The 20,012-nt window shown below is 40.8% G+C and carries 14 protein-coding genes; 7 read left to right on the forward strand and 7 right to left on the reverse strand.

The genetic code is table 11. The features are described 5' to 3' along the window. Positions 1 to 33: 33 nt before the first annotated feature. Positions 34 to 1,728: a M3 family oligoendopeptidase gene (locus MHI27_RS17605; RefSeq protein ID WP_341055462.1), complete on the forward strand. Its 1,695-nt coding sequence runs from the start codon at positions 34 to 36 to the stop codon at positions 1,726 to 1,728. Between the two features lie 97 nt (positions 1,729 to 1,825). Here MHI27_RS17605 and MHI27_RS17610 read toward each other — a convergent pair whose 3' ends face one another. Beyond that, positions 1,826 to 4,579, reverse strand: coding sequence for a glycoside hydrolase family 2 protein (locus MHI27_RS17610; RefSeq protein WP_405174326.1), 2,754 nt, complete (start codon positions 4,577 to 4,579; stop codon positions 1,826 to 1,828). 145 nt (positions 4,580 to 4,724) lie between these two features. On the opposite strand from MHI27_RS17610, the gene MHI27_RS17615 reads away from it, so the two are divergent. Continuing rightward, positions 4,725 to 5,663 (forward strand): transcriptional regulator, encoded by a 939-nt coding sequence (locus MHI27_RS17615; RefSeq protein ID WP_076298801.1) that lies wholly within the window; start codon positions 4,725 to 4,727, stop codon positions 5,661 to 5,663. A gap of 85 nt (positions 5,664 to 5,748) precedes the next feature. On the opposite strand, the gene MHI27_RS17620 is transcribed toward MHI27_RS17615, so the two are convergent. From MHI27_RS17620 to MHI27_RS17630, 3 genes are read right to left on the reverse strand one after another with little or no spacing between them, the layout of a single operon-like run. Then, entirely contained in the window at positions 5,749 to 6,126 is a 378-nt protein-coding gene (locus MHI27_RS17620; RefSeq protein ID WP_405174327.1) for an iron chaperone, read from the reverse strand. Between the two features lie 31 nt (positions 6,127 to 6,157). Continuing rightward, a complete protein-coding gene (locus MHI27_RS17625) occupies positions 6,158 to 6,520 on the reverse strand; it encodes a DUF4180 domain-containing protein (RefSeq protein ID WP_076283444.1) in 363 nt (120 codons plus the stop codon). A 1-nt stretch (position 6,521) separates the two neighbouring features. Next, positions 6,522 to 7,040, reverse strand: coding sequence for an ankyrin repeat domain-containing protein (locus MHI27_RS17630; protein ID WP_405174328.1), 519 nt, complete (start codon positions 7,038 to 7,040; stop codon positions 6,522 to 6,524). 221 nt (positions 7,041 to 7,261) lie between these two features. On the opposite strand from MHI27_RS17630, the gene MHI27_RS17635 reads away from it, so the two are divergent. Beyond that, positions 7,262 to 7,747 (forward strand): DUF2975 domain-containing protein, encoded by a 486-nt coding sequence (locus MHI27_RS17635; protein WP_076298799.1) that lies wholly within the window; start codon positions 7,262 to 7,264, stop codon positions 7,745 to 7,747. A gap of 112 nt (positions 7,748 to 7,859) precedes the next feature. On the opposite strand, the gene MHI27_RS17640 is transcribed toward MHI27_RS17635, so the two are convergent. From MHI27_RS17640 to MHI27_RS17650, 3 genes are all read right to left on the reverse strand, one after another. Further along, positions 7,860 to 11,972: an S-layer homology domain-containing protein gene (locus tag MHI27_RS17640; RefSeq protein WP_405174329.1), complete on the reverse strand. Its 4,113-nt coding sequence runs from the start codon at positions 11,970 to 11,972 to the stop codon at positions 7,860 to 7,862. Between the two features lie 142 nt (positions 11,973 to 12,114). Continuing rightward, positions 12,115 to 13,206: a response regulator gene (locus tag MHI27_RS17645; protein WP_405174330.1), complete on the reverse strand. Its 1,092-nt coding sequence runs from the start codon at positions 13,204 to 13,206 to the stop codon at positions 12,115 to 12,117. Positions 13,207 to 13,209: 3 nt separating this feature from the next. After that, positions 13,210 to 16,320: an ATP-binding protein gene (locus tag MHI27_RS17650; RefSeq protein ID WP_405174331.1), complete on the reverse strand. Its 3,111-nt coding sequence runs from the start codon at positions 16,318 to 16,320 to the stop codon at positions 13,210 to 13,212. A gap of 246 nt (positions 16,321 to 16,566) precedes the next feature. Between MHI27_RS17650 and MHI27_RS17655 the strand changes: the two genes are divergently transcribed. The 4 genes from MHI27_RS17655 (at position 16,567) to MHI27_RS17670 (ending at position 19,968) form a co-directional block, all read left to right on the forward strand. Further along, entirely contained in the window at positions 16,567 to 17,343 is a 777-nt protein-coding gene (locus MHI27_RS17655) for a MerR family transcriptional regulator (protein WP_405174332.1), read from the forward strand. Next, positions 17,340 to 18,020 carry a GNAT family N-acetyltransferase gene (locus MHI27_RS17660; protein ID WP_405174333.1) on the forward strand — a complete coding sequence of 227 codons (681 nt, stop codon included), beginning with the start codon at positions 17,340 to 17,342 and terminating at the stop codon, positions 18,018 to 18,020. The genes MHI27_RS17655 and MHI27_RS17660 overlap by 4 nt, the downstream gene beginning before the upstream one ends. Next, the gene (locus MHI27_RS17665; RefSeq protein ID WP_405174334.1) at positions 18,004 to 19,011 is read left to right on the forward strand and encodes an alpha/beta hydrolase family protein; all 1,008 of its coding nucleotides are present in this window, start codon (positions 18,004 to 18,006) and stop codon (positions 19,009 to 19,011) included. Before MHI27_RS17660 ends, MHI27_RS17665 begins: the two co-directional genes overlap by 17 nt. A 129-nt stretch (positions 19,012 to 19,140) precedes the next feature. Continuing rightward, positions 19,141 to 19,968 (forward strand): MerR family transcriptional regulator, encoded by an 828-nt coding sequence (locus MHI27_RS17670; RefSeq protein WP_341129568.1) that lies wholly within the window; start codon positions 19,141 to 19,143, stop codon positions 19,966 to 19,968. The last annotated feature ends 44 nt before the right edge of the window (positions 19,969 to 20,012 follow it).

Here is a 20,012-nt window from a genome sequence, read left to right on the forward strand (position 1 = left end):
ACTATCTGGTATAGAAAGGAAGTTGATTTTTTTATGAAATTTGATGATTACCGCTATGAGCGACCGGATGTAGAGAAATTCAAGCAAGACTTTAACGCCCTGCTGAAAGATCTCAACGACACATCACCACTAGAGGTGCAAAAAGCTTCCGTCACTGCCATTAACAAGCTTCGCAATGAGTTTGACACGATGCAGACATTGGTTAGCGTTCGTCATTCTATCAACACGACAGATGAATTTTACAAAGCCGAACAAGAATTCATGGACGAAATCGGGCCTGTCGTTCAGGAATACATAACTGACTACTACAAAGCACTCGTACATTCCAAATATAGAGCCGAGTTTGAAAAGGAATGGGGTGCGCAGTTACTCCAGCTTGCTGAAGTCTCGCTGCGGACGTTTAGTCCGGAAATCATTGAAGATTTACAATTGGAGAACAAACTATCAACTGAATACTCCCAGCTTATCGCATCTGCCAAGATTCTTTTCGAAGGTGAAGAGCGTACACTGCCTCAACTCGCACCTTTCGAATTGTCTACAGACCGTGATATGCGTAAAAGTGCTTCTGAAGCTCGTTTTGGTTTTATGTCAGAACACGAGACTGAATTTGACCGCATCTATGATGAGCTCGTAAAGGTCCGTGACCGCATAGCTAAAAAGCTTGGGTACAGTAACTTTGTTCAGCTAGGTTATGACCGTATGATGCGTACCGACTATAATGCTGAAATGGTTGCTAATTTCCGCAAACAAGTTCTTGAATATATCGTACCTGTCTCCCAGCAGTTAAAGAAACGTCAGACTGAACGACTGGGTCTAGATGAATTGAAATATTACGACGAGAACTTTAGCTTTAAGACCGGGAACGCTACCCCTAAAGGGGATCCAGACTGGATTGTAGCTAACGGTAAGAAGATGTACAAAGAACTCTCCCCTGAAACGGATGAATTTTTCACCTTCATGCTGGACAATAATCTGGTGGATTTAGTAAGCAAAAAAGGAAAACAAGGCGGCGGATATTGCACCTATTTCAGCCAATACCAAGCCCCTTTTATTTTCTCAAATTTCAACGGAACCTCAGGGGATATTGATGTTTTAACTCACGAAGTGGGTCATGCGTTCCAGGTTTATGAAAGCCGCAATATTAATGTGCCAGAATATGCTTTTCCAACCTATGAAGCATGTGAGATTCATTCGATGAGTATGGAATTTTTCGCTTGGCCTTGGATGAATTTGTTCTTTGAAGAAGATGCAGATAAATACCGCTTTAATCACTTATCTGATAGCCTTCAGTTTATTCCTTACGGGGTATCTGTCGATGAATTCCAACATTTTGTTTATAGCAACCCTGAAGCAACTCCTGCTGAACGCAAGCAAGCTTGGAGAGACATCGAGAAGAAATACTTACCACATCGTAATTATGAAGGTAACACTTATCTGGAACAAGGGGGCTTCTGGCATAAACAAGGCCACATCTTTGCCTCACCGTTCTACTACATTGACTACACACTAGCACAGCTATGTGCCTTCCAATTCTGGAAACGTTCGAACGAAGATTTCAAATCTGCTTGGAGCGATTATTTGGAGCTATGCCAAGCTGGTGGAAGCAAGTCCTTTATTAAACTGGTTGAACTAGCGGGTCTGACTTCACCATTTGAAGATGGCTGCATTAGCTCCGTTATTGGGGATATTGAAGGTTGGCTGAACAGCATTAATGATAAAGAGCTTTAATCCATTCTCTGGTAAGCTCAACACAAAAAAAAGCAATCCTTGCCTTATGGCTTGGATTGCTTTTTAAAATTGAATGATCCAACTTCACCCATGTATGTTATCGATAACGAATCAATAAATCTATAGGGTAGCGACCCGCATTGCGACCATATAAGGCTAAGCCTCCACCCTCTGCTTGAAGCTCCAAACGGAAAGTACGATTGCGATCTAGTTTAGCTGCTAACTGCCCCGGTACACTTACTTTACACAGATAGCCGTAAGAGCCCGCCTCATCCAACTTATTCGCTAATGGCTGATAATGCCAAGATAATACACCTCGGCTGTCGGCCGGATCATCTGGCAAATAGAAGGAGCCAATCCGTTGACCTTCTATCAGAACATTCACACGTGAAGGATGACGTTCTTCGTCGGTCATATAATACGTATTCGGATTATACTCCACCCTAGCATCTGCACCATGCATGAGATCAAGTCCCATTTCATTTTGCTTTGCGCCTTCAACATTTCGAGCCAATACTCGCTTTGCGCTGGCTTCGAACATGATTTCGATCTCGCCAATCATCTTTTTCTCCATACCATCTGGAAGAGTTACACCATATGCATAACGGCCTTGCCCAGCTCCATTGATTTTTGCGCATTGAATAGCTTCCCATTGTTGATTAAAGTTGTGTTCTTTATACGCACCAACAGGGATACTAATACAATCTCCATCCCCTTCAAACCTTACACCCTGATTACCGCTTCTTACATCAAACGTAATGAAGTTGCGAGTGATTACCTCTCCCTTATTATTTATCAAAGAAACTGCTAGCACTGCAACTGCATCCTGATCGGGCATAATAATAAATAGTGGTGGTAAATCTGCTACTCCATATCCGTCCCAATTCACTGACATATGCTCACTTTGTGCAACAACTCTTGTTCCCAAATTGTCGTACCAAAGCTCCCACTTCATCTGCACATGCTGTCCATGATATTTATCTGAGAAGCTGGAACGAAGGAGCGGAACTTTAACTTCATCCTTTGCGTTTACGGTCTGACACGGCGGTGCATCGATCACGATGAAGTCCGGAGAATGCAGATCAGAAATCGTCATCCCGGGAACAAAGTCATCATAACCAAAATCTTTATCGCTGCCATCTAACCGATAATAACCATTGAACTCGTTCGTAACATCGCGAAATTCGGTAAACACAAAACCACATAACTTATCATGCCGCCGGAATTCATTCATCATATAGCGGTAATGCCACGCTAAATCACTATCCCCTGCCCCGCCTTCGATTCCCCACACGTTACCACATTCACTGTTCATAAGCGGGGCATCAGATTGTACATTACCTCCGATACAGTTAAAGTCTGAACCCGGAAAAGTTTTGTCTACAACCTCATTCAAATGAGCTCTAAGCTGATCATAACCATTAATGTAGAAATGCCAAGTATTGATATCAGATTCCACATGATCATAGTTACAAGGTGAGTTATCTTCAACGATTCTAGATGGATCTAGTCGTTTTGCCCAGCGATATTGTTCCCGAACCCATTCCTGTGTTACTTTGAAATAACTGTTCTGCTGCTGTACATCACTCGTCAGACTAGTGTCCTGAGCGTTCGTCTTCAAACCCCATGTCTCGTTAAACATTACCCAAGAGAAAATCGATGGATGATTATAGTCTCGTTCAATAACCTCGAGTGCTTCACGTTCATACGCGTTACGTGCTTTTACATCGGGATTTCCCCAAAAGCAAGGCATGTCTTCCATCACCAAAATACCCAGTTTATCCGCCCAATATAGTTTGCGTGGTTCTTCTGGCTTGATATGAATACGCACAAAGTTCAGTCCCAAACGTTTCATTAGATAGATTTCATCCCGCATATCTTCATCAGACGGATAAGTGAAATATCCCGTTTTGTGATAAGACTGGTCAAGGGTACCGTTTAAATAAATCGGCTTACCATTGAGGGTAATCCAGCGATAACCACGCTCATCAAAACGCACAGTTTGGATTTCTCGAACTCCGAAATAGGTACTGACTGTGTCTGTGCCAAAAGATCCGTTAAGTTGTAGTTCGCCTTCGTACAAATAAGGGGTATCTGGACTCCACAAAATTGGATCTGTTATATGAATAGAGAGCTTAAATTCATTCTCCCCTGCGATAAGATCTATTTTCTCAGTATGCAATATAGAATTCTCTGCGAATTTCAGCGTGAAATCTGCCGATCCATTTTCTTGTGCAAAGATTCTTGTGGTCACGTTCACTTGCCCATCAATAGTGGTCACAAACTTAGCATCTTTCATATAAGTCTGAGGCCGAGATTCTAGCCATACGGGCTGCCAGATTCCGCGAATTTCTCCATAACCTTGTTTGCCACGCGTTTGGTAATCATGATCGAAGTCCTCTACTCTAACGACAATTGTATTGTCTAAATCTTCAACCCAGTACTGAGTAACTTCGAACTCAAATGAACCATATCCACCTTGGTGTGAACCAACATGCACTCCGTTAATCCAAACGTCACATGAATAATCTACTGCCCCGAATCGCAAAAATAGTCGTGTCTGTGAGTCGGTAGTCTGCCATTTCAAAGTCCGCCGATACCATCCTATCCCTTTATGATCACTGCCAATACCTGATAATGGACTTACCCAAGAAAAAGGAACAGTAATCATCGAACTGTAAGCGATTTCGGAATTGGAATACCAATGTTCGCTAATTCCTTCATTGCTCGGATCAAAGCTAAATGACCATTCCCCATTCAAATTCATCCATTCGTTGCGCTGCCAATGTGGATGCGGATGTTCGGGACGAGGAATCGGAAGACTCTCAACATTCAGTACGGAAGTTGTCATGATATGAGCACAGCCTTTCAAAATAAGAAGTTGAGCTCATTTTAGCACCAGTATATAAAATTCGCAATGTATATTATAATTTTACAATATAGAATCTTCAGTGTACAATATCCTCAACCTATCCTAACGAAAAGGAATACAACCAATGAATGATATTTCGCAAGAAACGATACGGTACCCCGCATCACGCATCTTAGATGTTGCTAAAGCACTTTCTGGAGATGTCAGAGTCCGTATTCTTGAAGCCCTTGGTGACAAGCCCATGAGTGTCAGTCAATTGGCCGAGACACTTGGCGTAGCTCAACCAACAATTTCAATCAATGTACAGACCCTTGAGCAAGTTAACTTAATCTCATCTACACAGGGTGCAAATCGCGAGAAAATATGTGCGGTCACCTGCCGATCCATCCATCTCGATCTTCCTTCGAAGCTAGGCGATGGTCTGCATCAAACGGAAGAAATACATATGCCCATCGGGATGTTCTCCCACTGTTCTATTCAACCCTCTTGTGGTATGACTGGAAAAGACGGCGGAGTCATCGGTTCTCAGGATGATCCACGGGTATTCTACATGCCGGAACGAGTTGATGCATCTCTCTTATGGTTCGCTGACTCTGGCTATGTCGAATACTATTTTGCCAATCCACTACCCCCTGGTGTCGAGCTTGATGAGATTCGGATTTCGGCTGAGGTTTGTTCTGAAGCACCTGCATTTCGGGAAGATTGGGCAAGTGACATCACATTAACTATAAATGACCTACATGTCGGTACTTGGACTTGTCCATCAGATTTCGGTAACCGGAAAGGAAAGTTAACACCCGAACGATGGAAGGGGGGTACAGAATATGGAATGCTGACAGAGTGGAGTATCTCAGAACAGGGTAGCAAAATAAATGGAACTGCTTCTTCCCCTACTACAATTAGCTCACTGAAGCTGGCATTTAATGAGCCCATTCGAGTACGATTTGAGATTCGTGAGGATGCCCTCAATAGACGAGGACTTAATCTATTCGGAAGTGGTTTCGGAGACTACTCACAGGATATTATCCTGTCGTTTGTGCGTCGTTCAGTATCGAGTACATGATAACACGTAAGAATTGCACACCTGAAACCAGTGTAGATCGAAAGCTTCAGATGTGCCAGTGGACAATGTTTTCTTTACACACCAATTACTTACGCTTATCTTCAACTTTTTTGATATTCTCAGCCACTCTAAATTTCACGATCTTACTAATTAATTCATAGGGCATCGGCTGATTAAGAGGGAATTGAATGGATCCTTTTGCTCCTTTATAGACTGATAATTCTTCTTTGAAAGCGTCAATACCATTAGGCGTTGGATAAAATCCAATATGGTTTTTGAAAGCCGCAAAATGCACTAAATTTCCGTGCAGTGTAAAAGTAGGCATCTGATAGCTAATCTTTTCAATCGCATCAGGTGCCGCTTCTTTTATTACTTTTCTTATTGTACTAAGGATTTCCTGAATCTCAGATGGAAACTTTGAAATATAGTCATCGATCGATTCATACGTGATTTTAGCGTCCATGGTAAGTCCCCTCTCTGTTTCAAGTTCATATTTAACTTTGATGAAGTGCTGCCAATGCTTCGTCTTCTGTACTCTTGAACAATATTTTATTCCCCTGATTACATTCGTAAATAAAATCATTCAGACTTTTACTATTATAGCCAGTAAATTCTCCCACAATAGCAACTCGCATCTGATAGTTTGTATACTTTTGAAGAATCTCTCCGGCAAGGCCCGTCTTTAACTCAAAAAAATCATCTGTGATTTGCTCTTTTCTTAGAATCATTTTATCGCATTCTTGATATCTCACGTTTGCCATTAGATCGAGTGCATCATTTACATTATTAATTACAATACCTTCGCTGGAAATCAAAGCTACTGTTGAATTGTCTTTACGGTTTAATGTGATTTGCATTCTAAATTGCTCCTTTTTCAATAAGAAATTCTTTTACGTTGTGGTTTCCTTGTTGGATAGCTATAGCTAATACTGATTCACCACCTTCAATTTTAGCATGGATGTCAGCTCCGTGTTCGATTAACAAGCGTATCAGCTCCACATTATCCGAATGAAAAGCTGCAGAATGCAAGGCAGTGTGCCCATCGCTATCAAAAATATGTGTCTGAGCACCCTTGTTCAATAGCAGTTGGATAACACCCATATTCCGCTCCCCAGCAATTGCAGCATGAAGTGCAGTATTTGAAGGAATGAAATTAATCTTGGAATGGGATACTGCATCAACCTCAGCACCATGTTCTATCAATACCTGCACCGCTGCTTCTTTACCGAAATGTGCTGCATATCCCAAAGGTGTAAGGCCCTCGTTATTTTCCGTATTTGCAAGAGCCGGATGGAATTCTAAAATTCCTGTTAGTCGTGCAGCATCACCATGTTGTGCCGACTGAAAAACTTCATTAATACTTTGCCGTAGTTCCATTAGATTTCGCCTCTTTTCAATTGATGAAGAAATGATTTAGCTTATTTTTTCTGGATAGTTAAGCCATTCTCCTGCTAACAAGAAGAAATGATGTTGTCGTCTTTTAAAGACGATAACCATTTCTCGTAAAATAACAAACACAAAAAACAATACAAATTTATTGTAAATCAATAAATTAAATGCTAAAATCATGAAGTCATTAAATAAGTGAGGTGTTTTAAATGAATGTTAAACGAGGTTCAACCACTTTTTTAAAAGTAATTATTTTTCTGGTTGGAATTGCAGTGCTTGCTTTGTGTATCTGGTTGCCTGAGATAGCGGTAAGAGATGCAAAAGTACATCCAGATACGGCTTACTTCCTGATTCCCTTTTTAGTATGTGCTTACGGATTCTGTATTGCGTTTTCTGTTGCGCTGTACCAAGCATATAAACTATTAAACAACATTGAAAAGAACAATGCTTTCTCTGAATTATCCCTTAACTCTTTGAAGATTATAAAGAAATGTGCTTTTACAGTCATTTTCCTCATTTTGTTAGGACTAGTAAGCTTAAGGGTGCTTGCAAAAGTTACAGATAGTGATGATCCAGCGGGTCCTACATCATTATGTCTAATGGGTCTTTTAGCAACAAGTATCATCGCAGCCATTGTGGACGCACTTCAAAAGCCATTAAAAAATGCCCCAGATATAAAGCCAAAAAATGTATGATTAGCAGTCAAATATCAACATTAGAATTTAATATAGCCAAAAGAAAAGAGTATTCATTCGAAGGTTATCGAATGAATACTCTTTCTTTTCAATGTATATTGTGAGCCAATTTTTAAATTAAATCAGACTTTTGAAGAAGCCGCTTAACGATCGCTGCAACCTCAGCTCTGGTCATATCATCCTTGGGAGCAAGTACATTACTGCTTCGTCCCATGATTACGCCTGCCTGCAAGCAGTCAGCAATTGCGCTAATCGCCCAGTCAGATGCTTTGCCGGCATCGGTATATGGGTTCAAGAATCCTTCAACGGATTGATTAGGAAGGTTAGCCTTTAGCGCTGTAATTTTCATCGCTTTGGCGATAATTAGCATCGCTTGTTCACGGGTAATTTGGTCATCAGGGCGGAACATGCCATCTTCAAAACCATTGATTAATTGATATGCATATGCAGTATTGATCGCACTGTTATACCAATCCGTAGTTTTAACATCCGAAAATGGTGTTGCTGTTTGACTCAATCCTAGTCCGAGACCGCGAACGACAATCGCCGCAAACTCTGCGCGAGTAATCGCTTGATCAGGTGTAAATTGACCATTGCCAGTCCCTTCGACAACTAAACGGGAACCCATATCATTCACTGCATCTTTTGCCCAGTGATTAGCAACATCACTGAATTCAAGCGGATGCCAGATTACAGAGTAAGTGCCACCACTAAGACTGTTGATTGTAGCAAAATATTTGCCTTCAATGACTATCACTTTAGTAGGTACATGATGCACTGAGCCATCAGGATCAATATACACACCGGTTGTAATCTTATTCGGGTCCATCCCATCCGGAATAGCAATTGTACGTTTCACATACGTATTGAATTGAGAAAGTTCAATACTCTTATCTCCGTAAATACCTCTAGCTGTAAAGTTTACTGGAGCGCCGACTAATGAAAATGATCCGTTTTGTGCAGCAGCTCCTAATGCCTTAACTTGATCGGCAGTTGGTGCGCTGATTTCAATCTGTATTTTAATATCTTGTAAAGCTACAGACTTACCAATCTGCGCGGATAAGGCCTCAATATCAATCTGCCCAGCAGGCAGTGTAAATGTCGCAACTCCCGTTCTGATTTCAAGTACAGCTTGATTTCCCTGCATATTTTTAACCATTTGTCCGTTTAGTTCGCCAACGATAATATCAGATTTACTAGTGGCAGTGATAGAAACCACAGCACCTTTACCTTCAGCGGCGAGCTTGTCTTCCAGCTTCTTCTGGTCTAAAGCAATGGTGGTTAGCGTTTGATCATTCCGTTTACCATTCGTTGCAGTTCCCACGGTTTCCGCTTTACCATTGATTAAAATGGAAGCATCATTTGCTACAGGTGCCGGCGTTGCTGATGGAGTTGGTTGAGAAGGAACATCAACACTGGATGGAGCGCTCGGGATGACTGTATTGGATTCAGCAGATGATTCGCTAAAGCCAGCCTTATTGATGGCCTGTACCGTAAAGGTGTAGCTAGTACCATTCATTAAGCCACTGATAGTAAGCGGACTTCCAGTTCCAGAAACCGTTAATTCTCCCGGATTAGCCGTTACAAGATAACCTGTGATTTCGCTTCCTCCATCGTTGGTTGGTGGCGTAAAGGTGATGATCGCTTGACCATTTTCTGCAGTTGCAGTTACGGATGTTGGAATACCCGGTGCTGTAATTGGCTTAGCAGGAGCCTTCACAGTAACGGTTGTTGAAGCTTTATAACTTCCATCTTTCGTTGTAACCGTAATGATGGCTGTTCCCTCACCAACTGGAGTTACTTCTCCATTCACAACCTTGGCTACAGTCTCATCGCTGGAGCTCCAGATCAGGTCTTGATCTGTTGCATTTGCAGGCTCTATTGTCGCTTTTAGTATTCCCACAGTTTCACCAGCTGTTAAATCGAGCGTCTCCTGATCTAGCCTCACCCCAGTTACATTCACAACTGGTGGAATTGGTTCACTTACATGTACTGTTGTTGAAGCGGTATAACTGCCATCTTTAGTCGTAACCGTAATGGTGGCTGTTCCAACACCAACCGGGGTTACTACTCCGTAAACAACCTTAGCTACTGTTTCATCACTGGAGCTCCAGATTACCCCCTTATTGGTTGCATCGGCAGGTGCGACTGTCGCTTGTAGCGTTTTATCACCTTCTCCAACTGTTAAATCAAGTGTTGGCTGGTCTAAGGTTACTCCGGTTACTATAACAATTGGTGGCTTAGGTGCTGCCACATTCACAGTTGTTGAAGCCTTAAAACTTCCATCCTTAGTCGTTACAGTAATAATTGCTATACCCTCACCAACTGGTGTAACCACTCCATCCACGACTGTTGCAACAGTTTCATCGCTGGAGCTCCAGATCACATCTGTATCTGTCGCATTTGCAGGTTCTATTGTCGCCTTTAGTAAGGCATCTGCTTCACCAGCAGTTAAGTTGAGCGTCTCTTGATCAAGCTTCACTCCGGTTACGTTCACAACTGGAGCACTCACAGTTACGGTGGATGTCGCAGTATAACTTCCGTCCGTTGTTGTTGCTGTGATCGTTGCCGTTCCTACGCCAACTGGTGTTACCACTCCATTAACAACTGTCACGACAGTTACATCACTGGAGCTCCAAGTTACTGTTTTGTTCGTGGCATTAACAGGTTCTATTACAGCATTTAGTGTAGCCCCTGCTTCACCCTCTGTTAAACTAAGTGATGTTTTATTCAAAGTCACTCCAGTTACGAGGACATCTCCCACATCGTTTACCTGCACATTGAAGGTGTATAAACTACTTATAGTGCCATCATTTACAGTAACAGTAATCACACTGTTTCCGTAGGCATTCTTCGCTGGTGTTATTTCTAACGTCCGCACATCCCCACTTCCACTTACTTTCAGTCCATTATTCGGAATTAGGGAAGTATTAGAAGATGTAGCTGATACATTTAGGTCATCCCCATCCACATCAATGACCTTAAAGGAGCGTGATACAGATTTATTTTTTTCCGTTGTAGTACTTCCCATAAAGCCTGTGTCCTGCTTCCAGCTTGCTCCCGTAATGGTACCGTTCTTACCTGAACCAGCCGGTGTATTGACAGCAATAATACCATCATTGCTATTCGAAAATTTATAGTTCAAAGCCAGATTTTGCTCTGATCCATTCAAATCGACGTTCATTTCGCGAACAATTTCGCTCTGGGTTTTAGCTTTACTCCAAAACCTTACGTCTCTCATCCCACCGCTGTAATCTCCGTCCTGTCTCCAGGTGCTTTTACCAAGCCAGTTGTTCGGACGTGCCATATTTCCAACTGTACTTAAATCCATAGCCCCTTCTGCCTTAAGAACACCATCCCAATAAATTCGTCCCTTTTTCTGACTGTGATCATAAACAATTGCAACATGAACCCATTTAGAAGTCGGGAAATCTTCAGTGACGTTAATCTCACCTTTATTGGTATACGCTATGAAGCTCATTTTTTTTCCGTTAAAACCCACAAATATATTGTGGTTTGCCTCACCGATTGAAGATTCGAAGAATCTCATCCAGGTATTAAAACCATTGACTTTTAAATTACCTTCAATTGTAAAAGAATTCTTGTATAACAGCTGATCTGGGAACGTCACATAATCCCCATTGCCGTCAAAACTAAGATAGTCCCCACCATTCAGTTCTGTCAGATAAGGTGCATCGTTCACTGGATTTACAGTAATTGTAGCAGTGCCTAGATCTGGGTTGAATGCTGCAGAAACAGTGGTATTCGCATTTTTTTGATAATTTTGATACCCTGTTGCTGTAGTGTCCCATAGCTTAAAGTCAATGGAAGCTGTTCCGTTCCAGTCTTTAGCGGGGACAAAACGAATTTTCTCCGATTTCAGCAGCAGAAAAGCTTTAGTGTCAGACACTGGCTCGATATTATACCAGATGTTTCCCAATGTGTTGTAATATTGCCAGGCACCATTGGTATTATCTAAAGAAACCACAGCAATCCCTGTTGTCGCTGGATCGGTTACCTTTCCTGACAAAAGACTGGAAACAACAACGCCTGCGTTGGAAGAATCGTCTTCATTGATGGACGGTATCACAGCTGGGCTATTCACGATCCAACCAAAGTCCGATTTTGCACTCACTATTTGAGTGTGGATCGGCCCCACACCTTGCACCACAACTCCAGTGGCTAACGAAATACTAATGCCTATTTTCATAAATGATGGCTTCAAACTCTTTTTCCCCCTCTAGCTTAAATCATGTCATCATTTCGACAATAATCGAGAGTATTATACAAAATTATGATAAACGAAAAATAAACAAAAAAAGAACCTTCGAATTCTAATCGATTCGTCGGTTCTCTTTTTCTTTATACTAGTTCATCATCTTCTTAATCAGAGCTTTGAGCTTAGGATCAGGTGAAGTTCCAAGCTCCTGTTGAAGGGTCTCTTCCAATTGCCCATATCGCTGATAAGCTTCATTCATACGCCCTAGTTCAATATACAAATGAATGATTTCCTGATGGATATCTTCTCTCAGGGGATCCAATTTCAAGATTCTCTCAAAGTAGTGCAGCGATTGTTGACGCTCGTTCTGCTCCATATGAAATCTAGCAGCTAGTTCCAGCAGTCCAATAAAATCCTGTTCAAGTCGGCGTGTCTTCCCACTAGCCCAATCGTATGCTTTACCTTTGAGAAAGGACCCCGTATACAATGTTTCTACTTGATTGAACCATTCAGAATCTTTTTTCGAGACCTGCCTAATTTGCTTCAGCTGTCGCTTAAACTCATACAAATCACAATAAATACTGCGTTCCTCTATACTAATTTCGGTTCTGCTGGCTTTAATAAAGCTAGTTCCGATTGCTTTTCGAATATAGTATAGGGTTGAGTTCAGATTCTTCAACGCTTTATCAGGCTCCAGCCCGCTCCATAAGGTATCGATAATTTCATCTCGGCTAACCGTCCCTTTACTAATCAAAAAGGCAAACAATTCTTCGGTTTTTGGGCTCCTTAGCTTGATGGGCTCTCTATCTTGCGTACGGCGGTATATCTTTAGTCCATTAAATAAGAGAACTTCTATGACGGGCTGAACCGTCACACCTCTATTCATTTTTTTGATCTTATCCAAAGTTTTAGTTAAACGCTGTGCAGTTACAGGCTTCAGCAAATAATCCACAGCACTCAGTTCGAAGGCTTGCAGTGCGTATTCGTCATACCCTGTAACAAAAACCACATTAATCGATTCATCTAGTTCATGCAAAAGGGTGGAAAGCTTCATTCCATTTGTGTCAGGCATGGAAATGTCCAAAAAAGCTACATCAATCGAATTCCCCTTCACAAATTCATAGGCTTCTGTCGGATCCAGAAAAGTATCGTATACTTCAATCTCTCCACTCTGAGATAATATCCTTTTTAAGCGCTTTACTGATAATTCTTCATCATCCACGATAATGGCTCGCAGCATACTTCAACCTCCTATCCGCTTCATGTGTTGTTTGGGGATATCAAAAGAAACCCGTGTGCCTTTTCCTTCAACACTTTGAATACGAATGTTCTTTCCATAGAGAAGTTTGATGCGTTGACTAATATTCCAAAGCCCTACGCCTCTTTTATCTACATCTGATTTCATGATTTCCTCCAGCTTGTGCTCACTCATTCCGCGTCCATTATCTTCTACAACAAAGCTGACCACAGAAGGATCCGACTCTTTCACAGATATAGTTACCTTTCCTCCCCGTAAATTGGACATCAGTCCATGTCTTATAGCATTTTCTACTAATGGTTGTAGGATAAGTGGGGGAATCCGGCTATCCGTATTTGCGGTTATATCATATTCCACTTGTAATCTAGCACCAAAGCGCACTTTTTCAATATTAATATATGCTTTAACTAGCTCTAGCTCACCCTCCAAGGTAGTTAACGAATCCAACTGTTTGAAGTCAAAGCTGCTTCTCAAATACTGTGACAGCTCCAGCGTTAATTCTTCCGCCTGCTCAGGTTCTTCCACACATAATGCAGCAATTGAATTCAGGGCATTGTACAAGAAATGTGGTTTGATCTGAGAACGTAAAAAGGCAATTTCGGCATCTTTAGCTTTCTTCACAGAAGCTCTCAATCGGGTCAGGCTTTTCACACGCGCCATTAATTCTTCCGCTTCAAACGGCTTCCCCACATAATCATTTGCCCCATTATCCATGGACATTTTCATATCGTTAACTCTATTCTTCGCCGTTAGCATTAACACAGGCAGCTCAAAGGGTGTGAATCTCTCTCTAATCCTTTGCAGAACCTCATAGCCAGAAATATCCGGCATTGTAATGTCCAGTACAACGAGAAAGAAGTCTGAATTCTTCGATAACTCATCAAGTGCCAGCTGCCCGCGGTTCACAACAACAATGGAATATCCCTCAAGCTTGAACAAGTTGATCATAGATTGCAGGTTGGCAAAATCATCGTCCACGACCAAAATCGGCTCATTGATTTTACCTTGGATATATATAGGATACTCCTGGCGCGGAAAGAAAACTTCTCTATAAGGAAGAGTCTTATCCACGATTGGACCCGTGACTTGATTAGATGTTCGATCCCATCGTGGAAGAGTAAATATAAAGACCGATCCTGTACCAGCAACAGAGTCCACTCTAATGTTCCCGCCATGTAACTCAACCAGCTTCTTGGTAATGCTTAGTCCGAGACCTGTTCCACCATGACTGTAAATTTCAGCTTCGTCCACTTGCTCAAAGGCCATAAAAATACGTTTCTGCATATCCGGTGCAATTCCGATTCCCGAGTCTGCCACACGAACCTCAACCCATTCATGAGTAAATCTGGCACTAATATTTATTTCACCCTGCTCCGTGAATTTAATCGCATTATCTACCAAGTTGTGTAAAATCTGAATCAAACGGTTGCCATCTGCATGTACAGGTGGAAACTCTGAAGCAACATTGTTTACGAGAAAGATCGACTTTTCTCCGAGCAGAAACGAATGTATACCGATAACAGAATCTACAACAGCTTTCAGATCTAGGGTGCTTTTATATAAGGTGATATCTCCATGCTTCATTTTGGAATAATCGAGCAATTCGTTTACCATATAAGTTAATCTTCTTCCACTTCCCATTACGATCGCTAGATTCTGCGCTTGCCTTTCGGTAACTGGACCTTCAACCCCATTAAGTAGTGTAGCAGTAATGTTCACTATGGCATTTAGTGGTGTCTTCAGCTCATGAGAGGTATTGGATAGAAATTCGTCCTTAATTTTGTCCAGACCGATCAGCTGGTTTTTCATTTCATCTATCGTATGATAAGCCTCGAAAAAACGGAGAACAATCAGAACGATCATAATGATATTAAAGGCTACAATGTAAAACTGTCCTAGCCAAAGGTTTTCTTTCATCGAAAGAGCAAACAGAATGATGTCTATCGAGTACAGATTGATAGCAAGAATCGCCAAGAACAGCAGCAACGATTTGATTCGATTTACTTCTGGACTTCTGATATACAAGATAGCCACTCTAAACAACATCCAAATTAACATCAATTCATATACAATAATCACATAGGTAGAGAAAAGCGTGTAAGTACGAATAGGCAGGATTGCTACCAATATTATAAAGCTGCCTAGTATAATCGTTACGAATTGCGTAAGTTTTAAAGAGATTATGCTTTTGTGCATTTGGTAGAAAAATATAGCCAGAACAATAAAACACGATATGGAGCTAATATCCTTCACTTTGTATAACACAATGAACGAAAGGTTTGGGAAAAACAGTAACAGCGAACGTTCTCCAATCAAGCCATGATAGATCGCAAGCAGTAAACAAATAATAGCAAATACAAGTAAGGAGTAATCCTTCTTACGGTATAAAGCAGCCGCCACAAAGCAGATGACAAAAATAAGTGATAATGTTCCCAATATTGCAACTGTACTAAATTCACGAGCCGTACTCTTCTGCTGGTTCTCTAGCATAGCGGCTTCCTCGCCAAAAGTAAGAGATACCGGAATACCTGCATTTACATATTCATAGTTAGAAACTTGAATGATAATCTCTACATCACCTTTTTCAGACGAAAAAAGCCCAATCTGCGGAATATTCCCTGACTGGTAATCGGCAGTACTCATAGTGGGGTTTCCATCCTTAATGAGTAAATGCCCATTCACATAAATCGCACTCGAAAAGCGGATATTCGTTTTTTTCAAAGCGAATACACCGTTTACAGGTAAGTTTTTCAGCACCATCCGATAAGTAGCAGAACCGAATGCAGGTAAAGGTTGTCCATCAACCACTTTGCCATTCCATCGTGAGGGGACCTCCATTAATGCAGTAGGAGCAGGTTTGTCTGTGCTTGATTCTATAAAATGCTCAGGCATTAGCAGCTGGTTCCAATAAAATTCCCACTCACCATCTAACTTGATGATCTTTTGTTGCCCATAATCCCAAGTTGAAAGATCCATGCTCCCCTTCTGAACTTGCAGATAATTCTCATGTTGATCATTATCTATAAAAATGGATAGTGGGATTGTTGCTAATGAGATGAAAGCAATTAAATAAATAAGTAACGTCCTTTTGAGCATCGTAGGCCCCTTTTCTATGGTGATGTTAAGCTGCGCAAACGCTTGGGGCATCGTGCAACACTTGGATTATATAGGATAGATAACGATAGATAATTCTATAAAATTTTCTGTTTTCCTTCATGTTTCGACAAATTAATGGAATGGTGATTAGCGATTACACGAAACTGAGATCCATGCTTGACCTTGGGTCAGACCTAAGGTTTATAGTTAAATCAACAAATACCAATATAGTTAGGAGCACCTCCATTGAATCATTACATTACGATTGGTGAACTTTCAAAACTTATGAATGTATCCGTACATCAAATCCGATATTTTGAAGAGAAAGAGATTTTATTTCCAGCCTATACCGATAGCAATCAATACCGGATGTACGGAATTAATGAGATTTATCAGTTGGCCCAGATCCTATTACTCCGCAAATTGAACGTGCCTGTCAGTACGATTAACAAAAGCATGAATAACTTCACCAAAAATGACTACCATCAACTTTTGGAGCAGTCTCTAAGTAAAATAAACTCTGAAATAAACCAGCTAATGTTGTTGCAGCAGTTTTTACAAAAAGTACTTAAGGAATACGAGCACTCCGACATTCTAGAAGACAAATATCACATTAAACAATTGGATACTCGTCATTTAAAAAAATGGATGGAAATAGAGCAAGATGAGTCACTCACCGCTCGAAGTCTGTATGAAAAAAAGCCGCAACCGACTCATTTATTTGAAACAGATCTGCATTATTTATACGATACTGAACAAGTAACCTTATGTTTTGAAAGCACTCACTTACCGGACATCATCCTAGAAAAAGGCAGCTACTTATATAAAGCATTTTTCGTGACGGATAATCAGGATATTGAACGTGAGATTGCTCAATTTGAACACTATTTAACACAACATCACTATACAATTCTGGGACCATTAATCCTTTTGGAAAAATCATATCTATCCCTATTTAACAATGACAAGCTTCATTATGAAATCCAAATTAATATCAAGCATGACCCTGACGGTGTAGCATGATAAGTCCGAATAAGATAACAATCGCTCACTACCAAGAACAAGATCATAAAGCAGTGTGCAATCTTTTAGTGGATGCGTTCCACGGTAAGTTCCACTCCCTCATCTCACTAGAGGACGATGATATTGCTGAACTACTTTTTGGGCTCTGGGAGCATGATCAACCGTCCGCATCATCACAACAAATCGTAGCTAAAGAAAATGGAGAGGTTGTCGGTACGCTCAGCATTAAGTGGAAGGACAGCCAAGCCTCAGACAGAAGTAAATTTATATCACCTCACCATAGTTCCTTTTCACAATTATTTAAGCAATTTGGATATCTAAATGTATGTAAGTTAATGGTTGGGTTACATTTTTTGAATTATCAGCCTCGCGCAAAAGAATGTTATGTCGATCATTTGGCCGTTCGATCTAGCCACCGTAATAAAGGAATCGGTAAGCAGTTGCTTAGTTGGGCAATAGATTTTGTAAACAGTCACTCCGAAGTGGACAAATTAACGCTACATGTTGCTAAAAATAATAAACGAGCTATTCATATGTACCAACAGATGGACTTTGCTATCGATCAATCAAACTATAGCGGGATTAGACACCTTCTTTTTAAAGAGGCTAATTGGCATTACATGACGAGGCGTTTACCACTACATCCTAGGAGCTCAATAAATGAAAAAAAATATTAAATTAACCGCATGCTTGATCATTGGCTTAATGGCAGCTTCAGTCTTATTCGTATTAAATCAGCATTCATATGCAATGAATGAGCAAAAGATAGAAATCGAAACCCCTCAGGGTAAACTAACAGGAACTTTAATTCTACCCCAGCACTATTCTGGAAACGTAGGGCTAATAGTTTTTGTTCATGGTGATGGTCCCATAAATGACACATACGATGACGGATATAAACCTTTATGGGAGAAATTCGCATCTGCCGGATATGCTTCTTTGTCTCTTAACAAGCCTGGTATTGGTGGTTCCTCTGGTAACTGGTTGGAGCAAAGCATGGAAGATCGTGCTCAGGAAACGATATCTGCGATTAACTGGGCGAAGAACTTACCAATGATTGATAAGAAGTCTATTGGTTTGTGGGGAGCAAGTCAGGCCGGTTGGGTGATTCCCAAGATTGTAAAAGAAGTTCCTGATCTCGCGTTCAGTATTCTTGTATCGCCTGCGGTGAACTGGATTTCTCAAGGTAAATACAATACAAGATTAGAAATGAAACAAGAAGGCTTCTCGGAAAATGAGATCCAAGCGAAAGAACATTATAATGCTCAAGTATTACAATTACTTAACGAACGAGCATCTTACGAGGATTACTTGCGTATTGCACAATCCGAGGACTTGATTTCTAAGGAACGCTGGGGATTTATTGCCAAAAACTATCAGTCTGATGCCACAGAAGACCTTAGTTACTTCAATGCTCCTGTCCATTTAGTACTCGGCGGTCAAGATATCAATGTAGATATTGAGGAAACCGAACGTATTTATCGTGAAAAAATACCTGCCAGCTTGCTCTCAGTCTCTTATTTTCCCAACGCTGACCACTCTATGCTGTCAAAGAAGAATGCCGCATCCCCCTTAAGGACTTATTTAACCGCTGTTTTCTTTCCACGACAATTGGTGGAAGATCAATATTTAAATGATCTAAACCGATTTGTGAAGACACAACATTAAACCTATTTCCAGATAAGAAGTCTGGCTATTGACTTTACCCTTAGGGGAAGGTGCATAGTGGAATTGAACAAACCACCGAAATTCAAAGTTTATATATCATTAAATATCGAAGAAATGGAGATGAGATTGTTGCTGTCCATAGGAGAATTCTCGAAGATATGCGAAGTGTCAACCAAAACGCTGCGGTATTATGATGAAATTGGATTAATTCATCCCGATGAGATTAATCCCGAGAACGGTTATAGGTATTATTCCATCAAACAACTAACAAAAATACTCTTTATCAATCGTTTGAAATCTTATCATTTCTCACTAGAAGAAATCAAAGATATTCTGGAATGGGAGCAGGATCATTTTGAAGAGAAGCTTAGTACAGCCCTAAATCTCAAAAAAAGAAAACTACAAGAGAAACTACGAACTTACGAATATACGTTAAAGCAACTTAATAGTGATGTTCTAAATTTAGAAAAAGGAATATCGATGATGTCCTACCTAAATAAGATAGAAGTGCAACTTGTTGAAACCAAACCAATGAATATCCTATATACACGTCAAATGTTGAGCAGTGATGATTATGCGTTTGGATATGGTAAGTATTTTAGCAAACTGTATGAAACTATTGCCACTGAAAAGCTGACCTTGCTGGGCACGCCAATAACAATTTATCACAGTGAGGAATATAATCCTGCCGGGAATGATACAGAGTTTGCCCTACCTATTGAGGAGATCGTAAATGGAACGAGAGAATTACGTGAAGGGCTGTGTGCGAAGTCTGTTTATAAGGGCCCTTATTCAGAATTAACATCGGTTTATGCGAAGCTCACAGAATGGATTGAAAATGAAGGTTATGAAATGGTGAACTCACCCTATGAAAAATATATAACAGACCCCACGCAAACTACTCATCCTGAGGATCTTGTTACTGAGGTGTATTTTCCAGTTAAGAAAAGATCGTAGCCACACTCATATTCACACAAAAATTTAATTAAAGGAGTTATCGA

The sequence above is a fragment of the Paenibacillus sp. FSL H8-0261 genome, from assembly GCF_045040645.1.
GTDB lineage: Bacteria > Bacillota > Bacilli > Paenibacillales > Paenibacillaceae > Paenibacillus_AQ.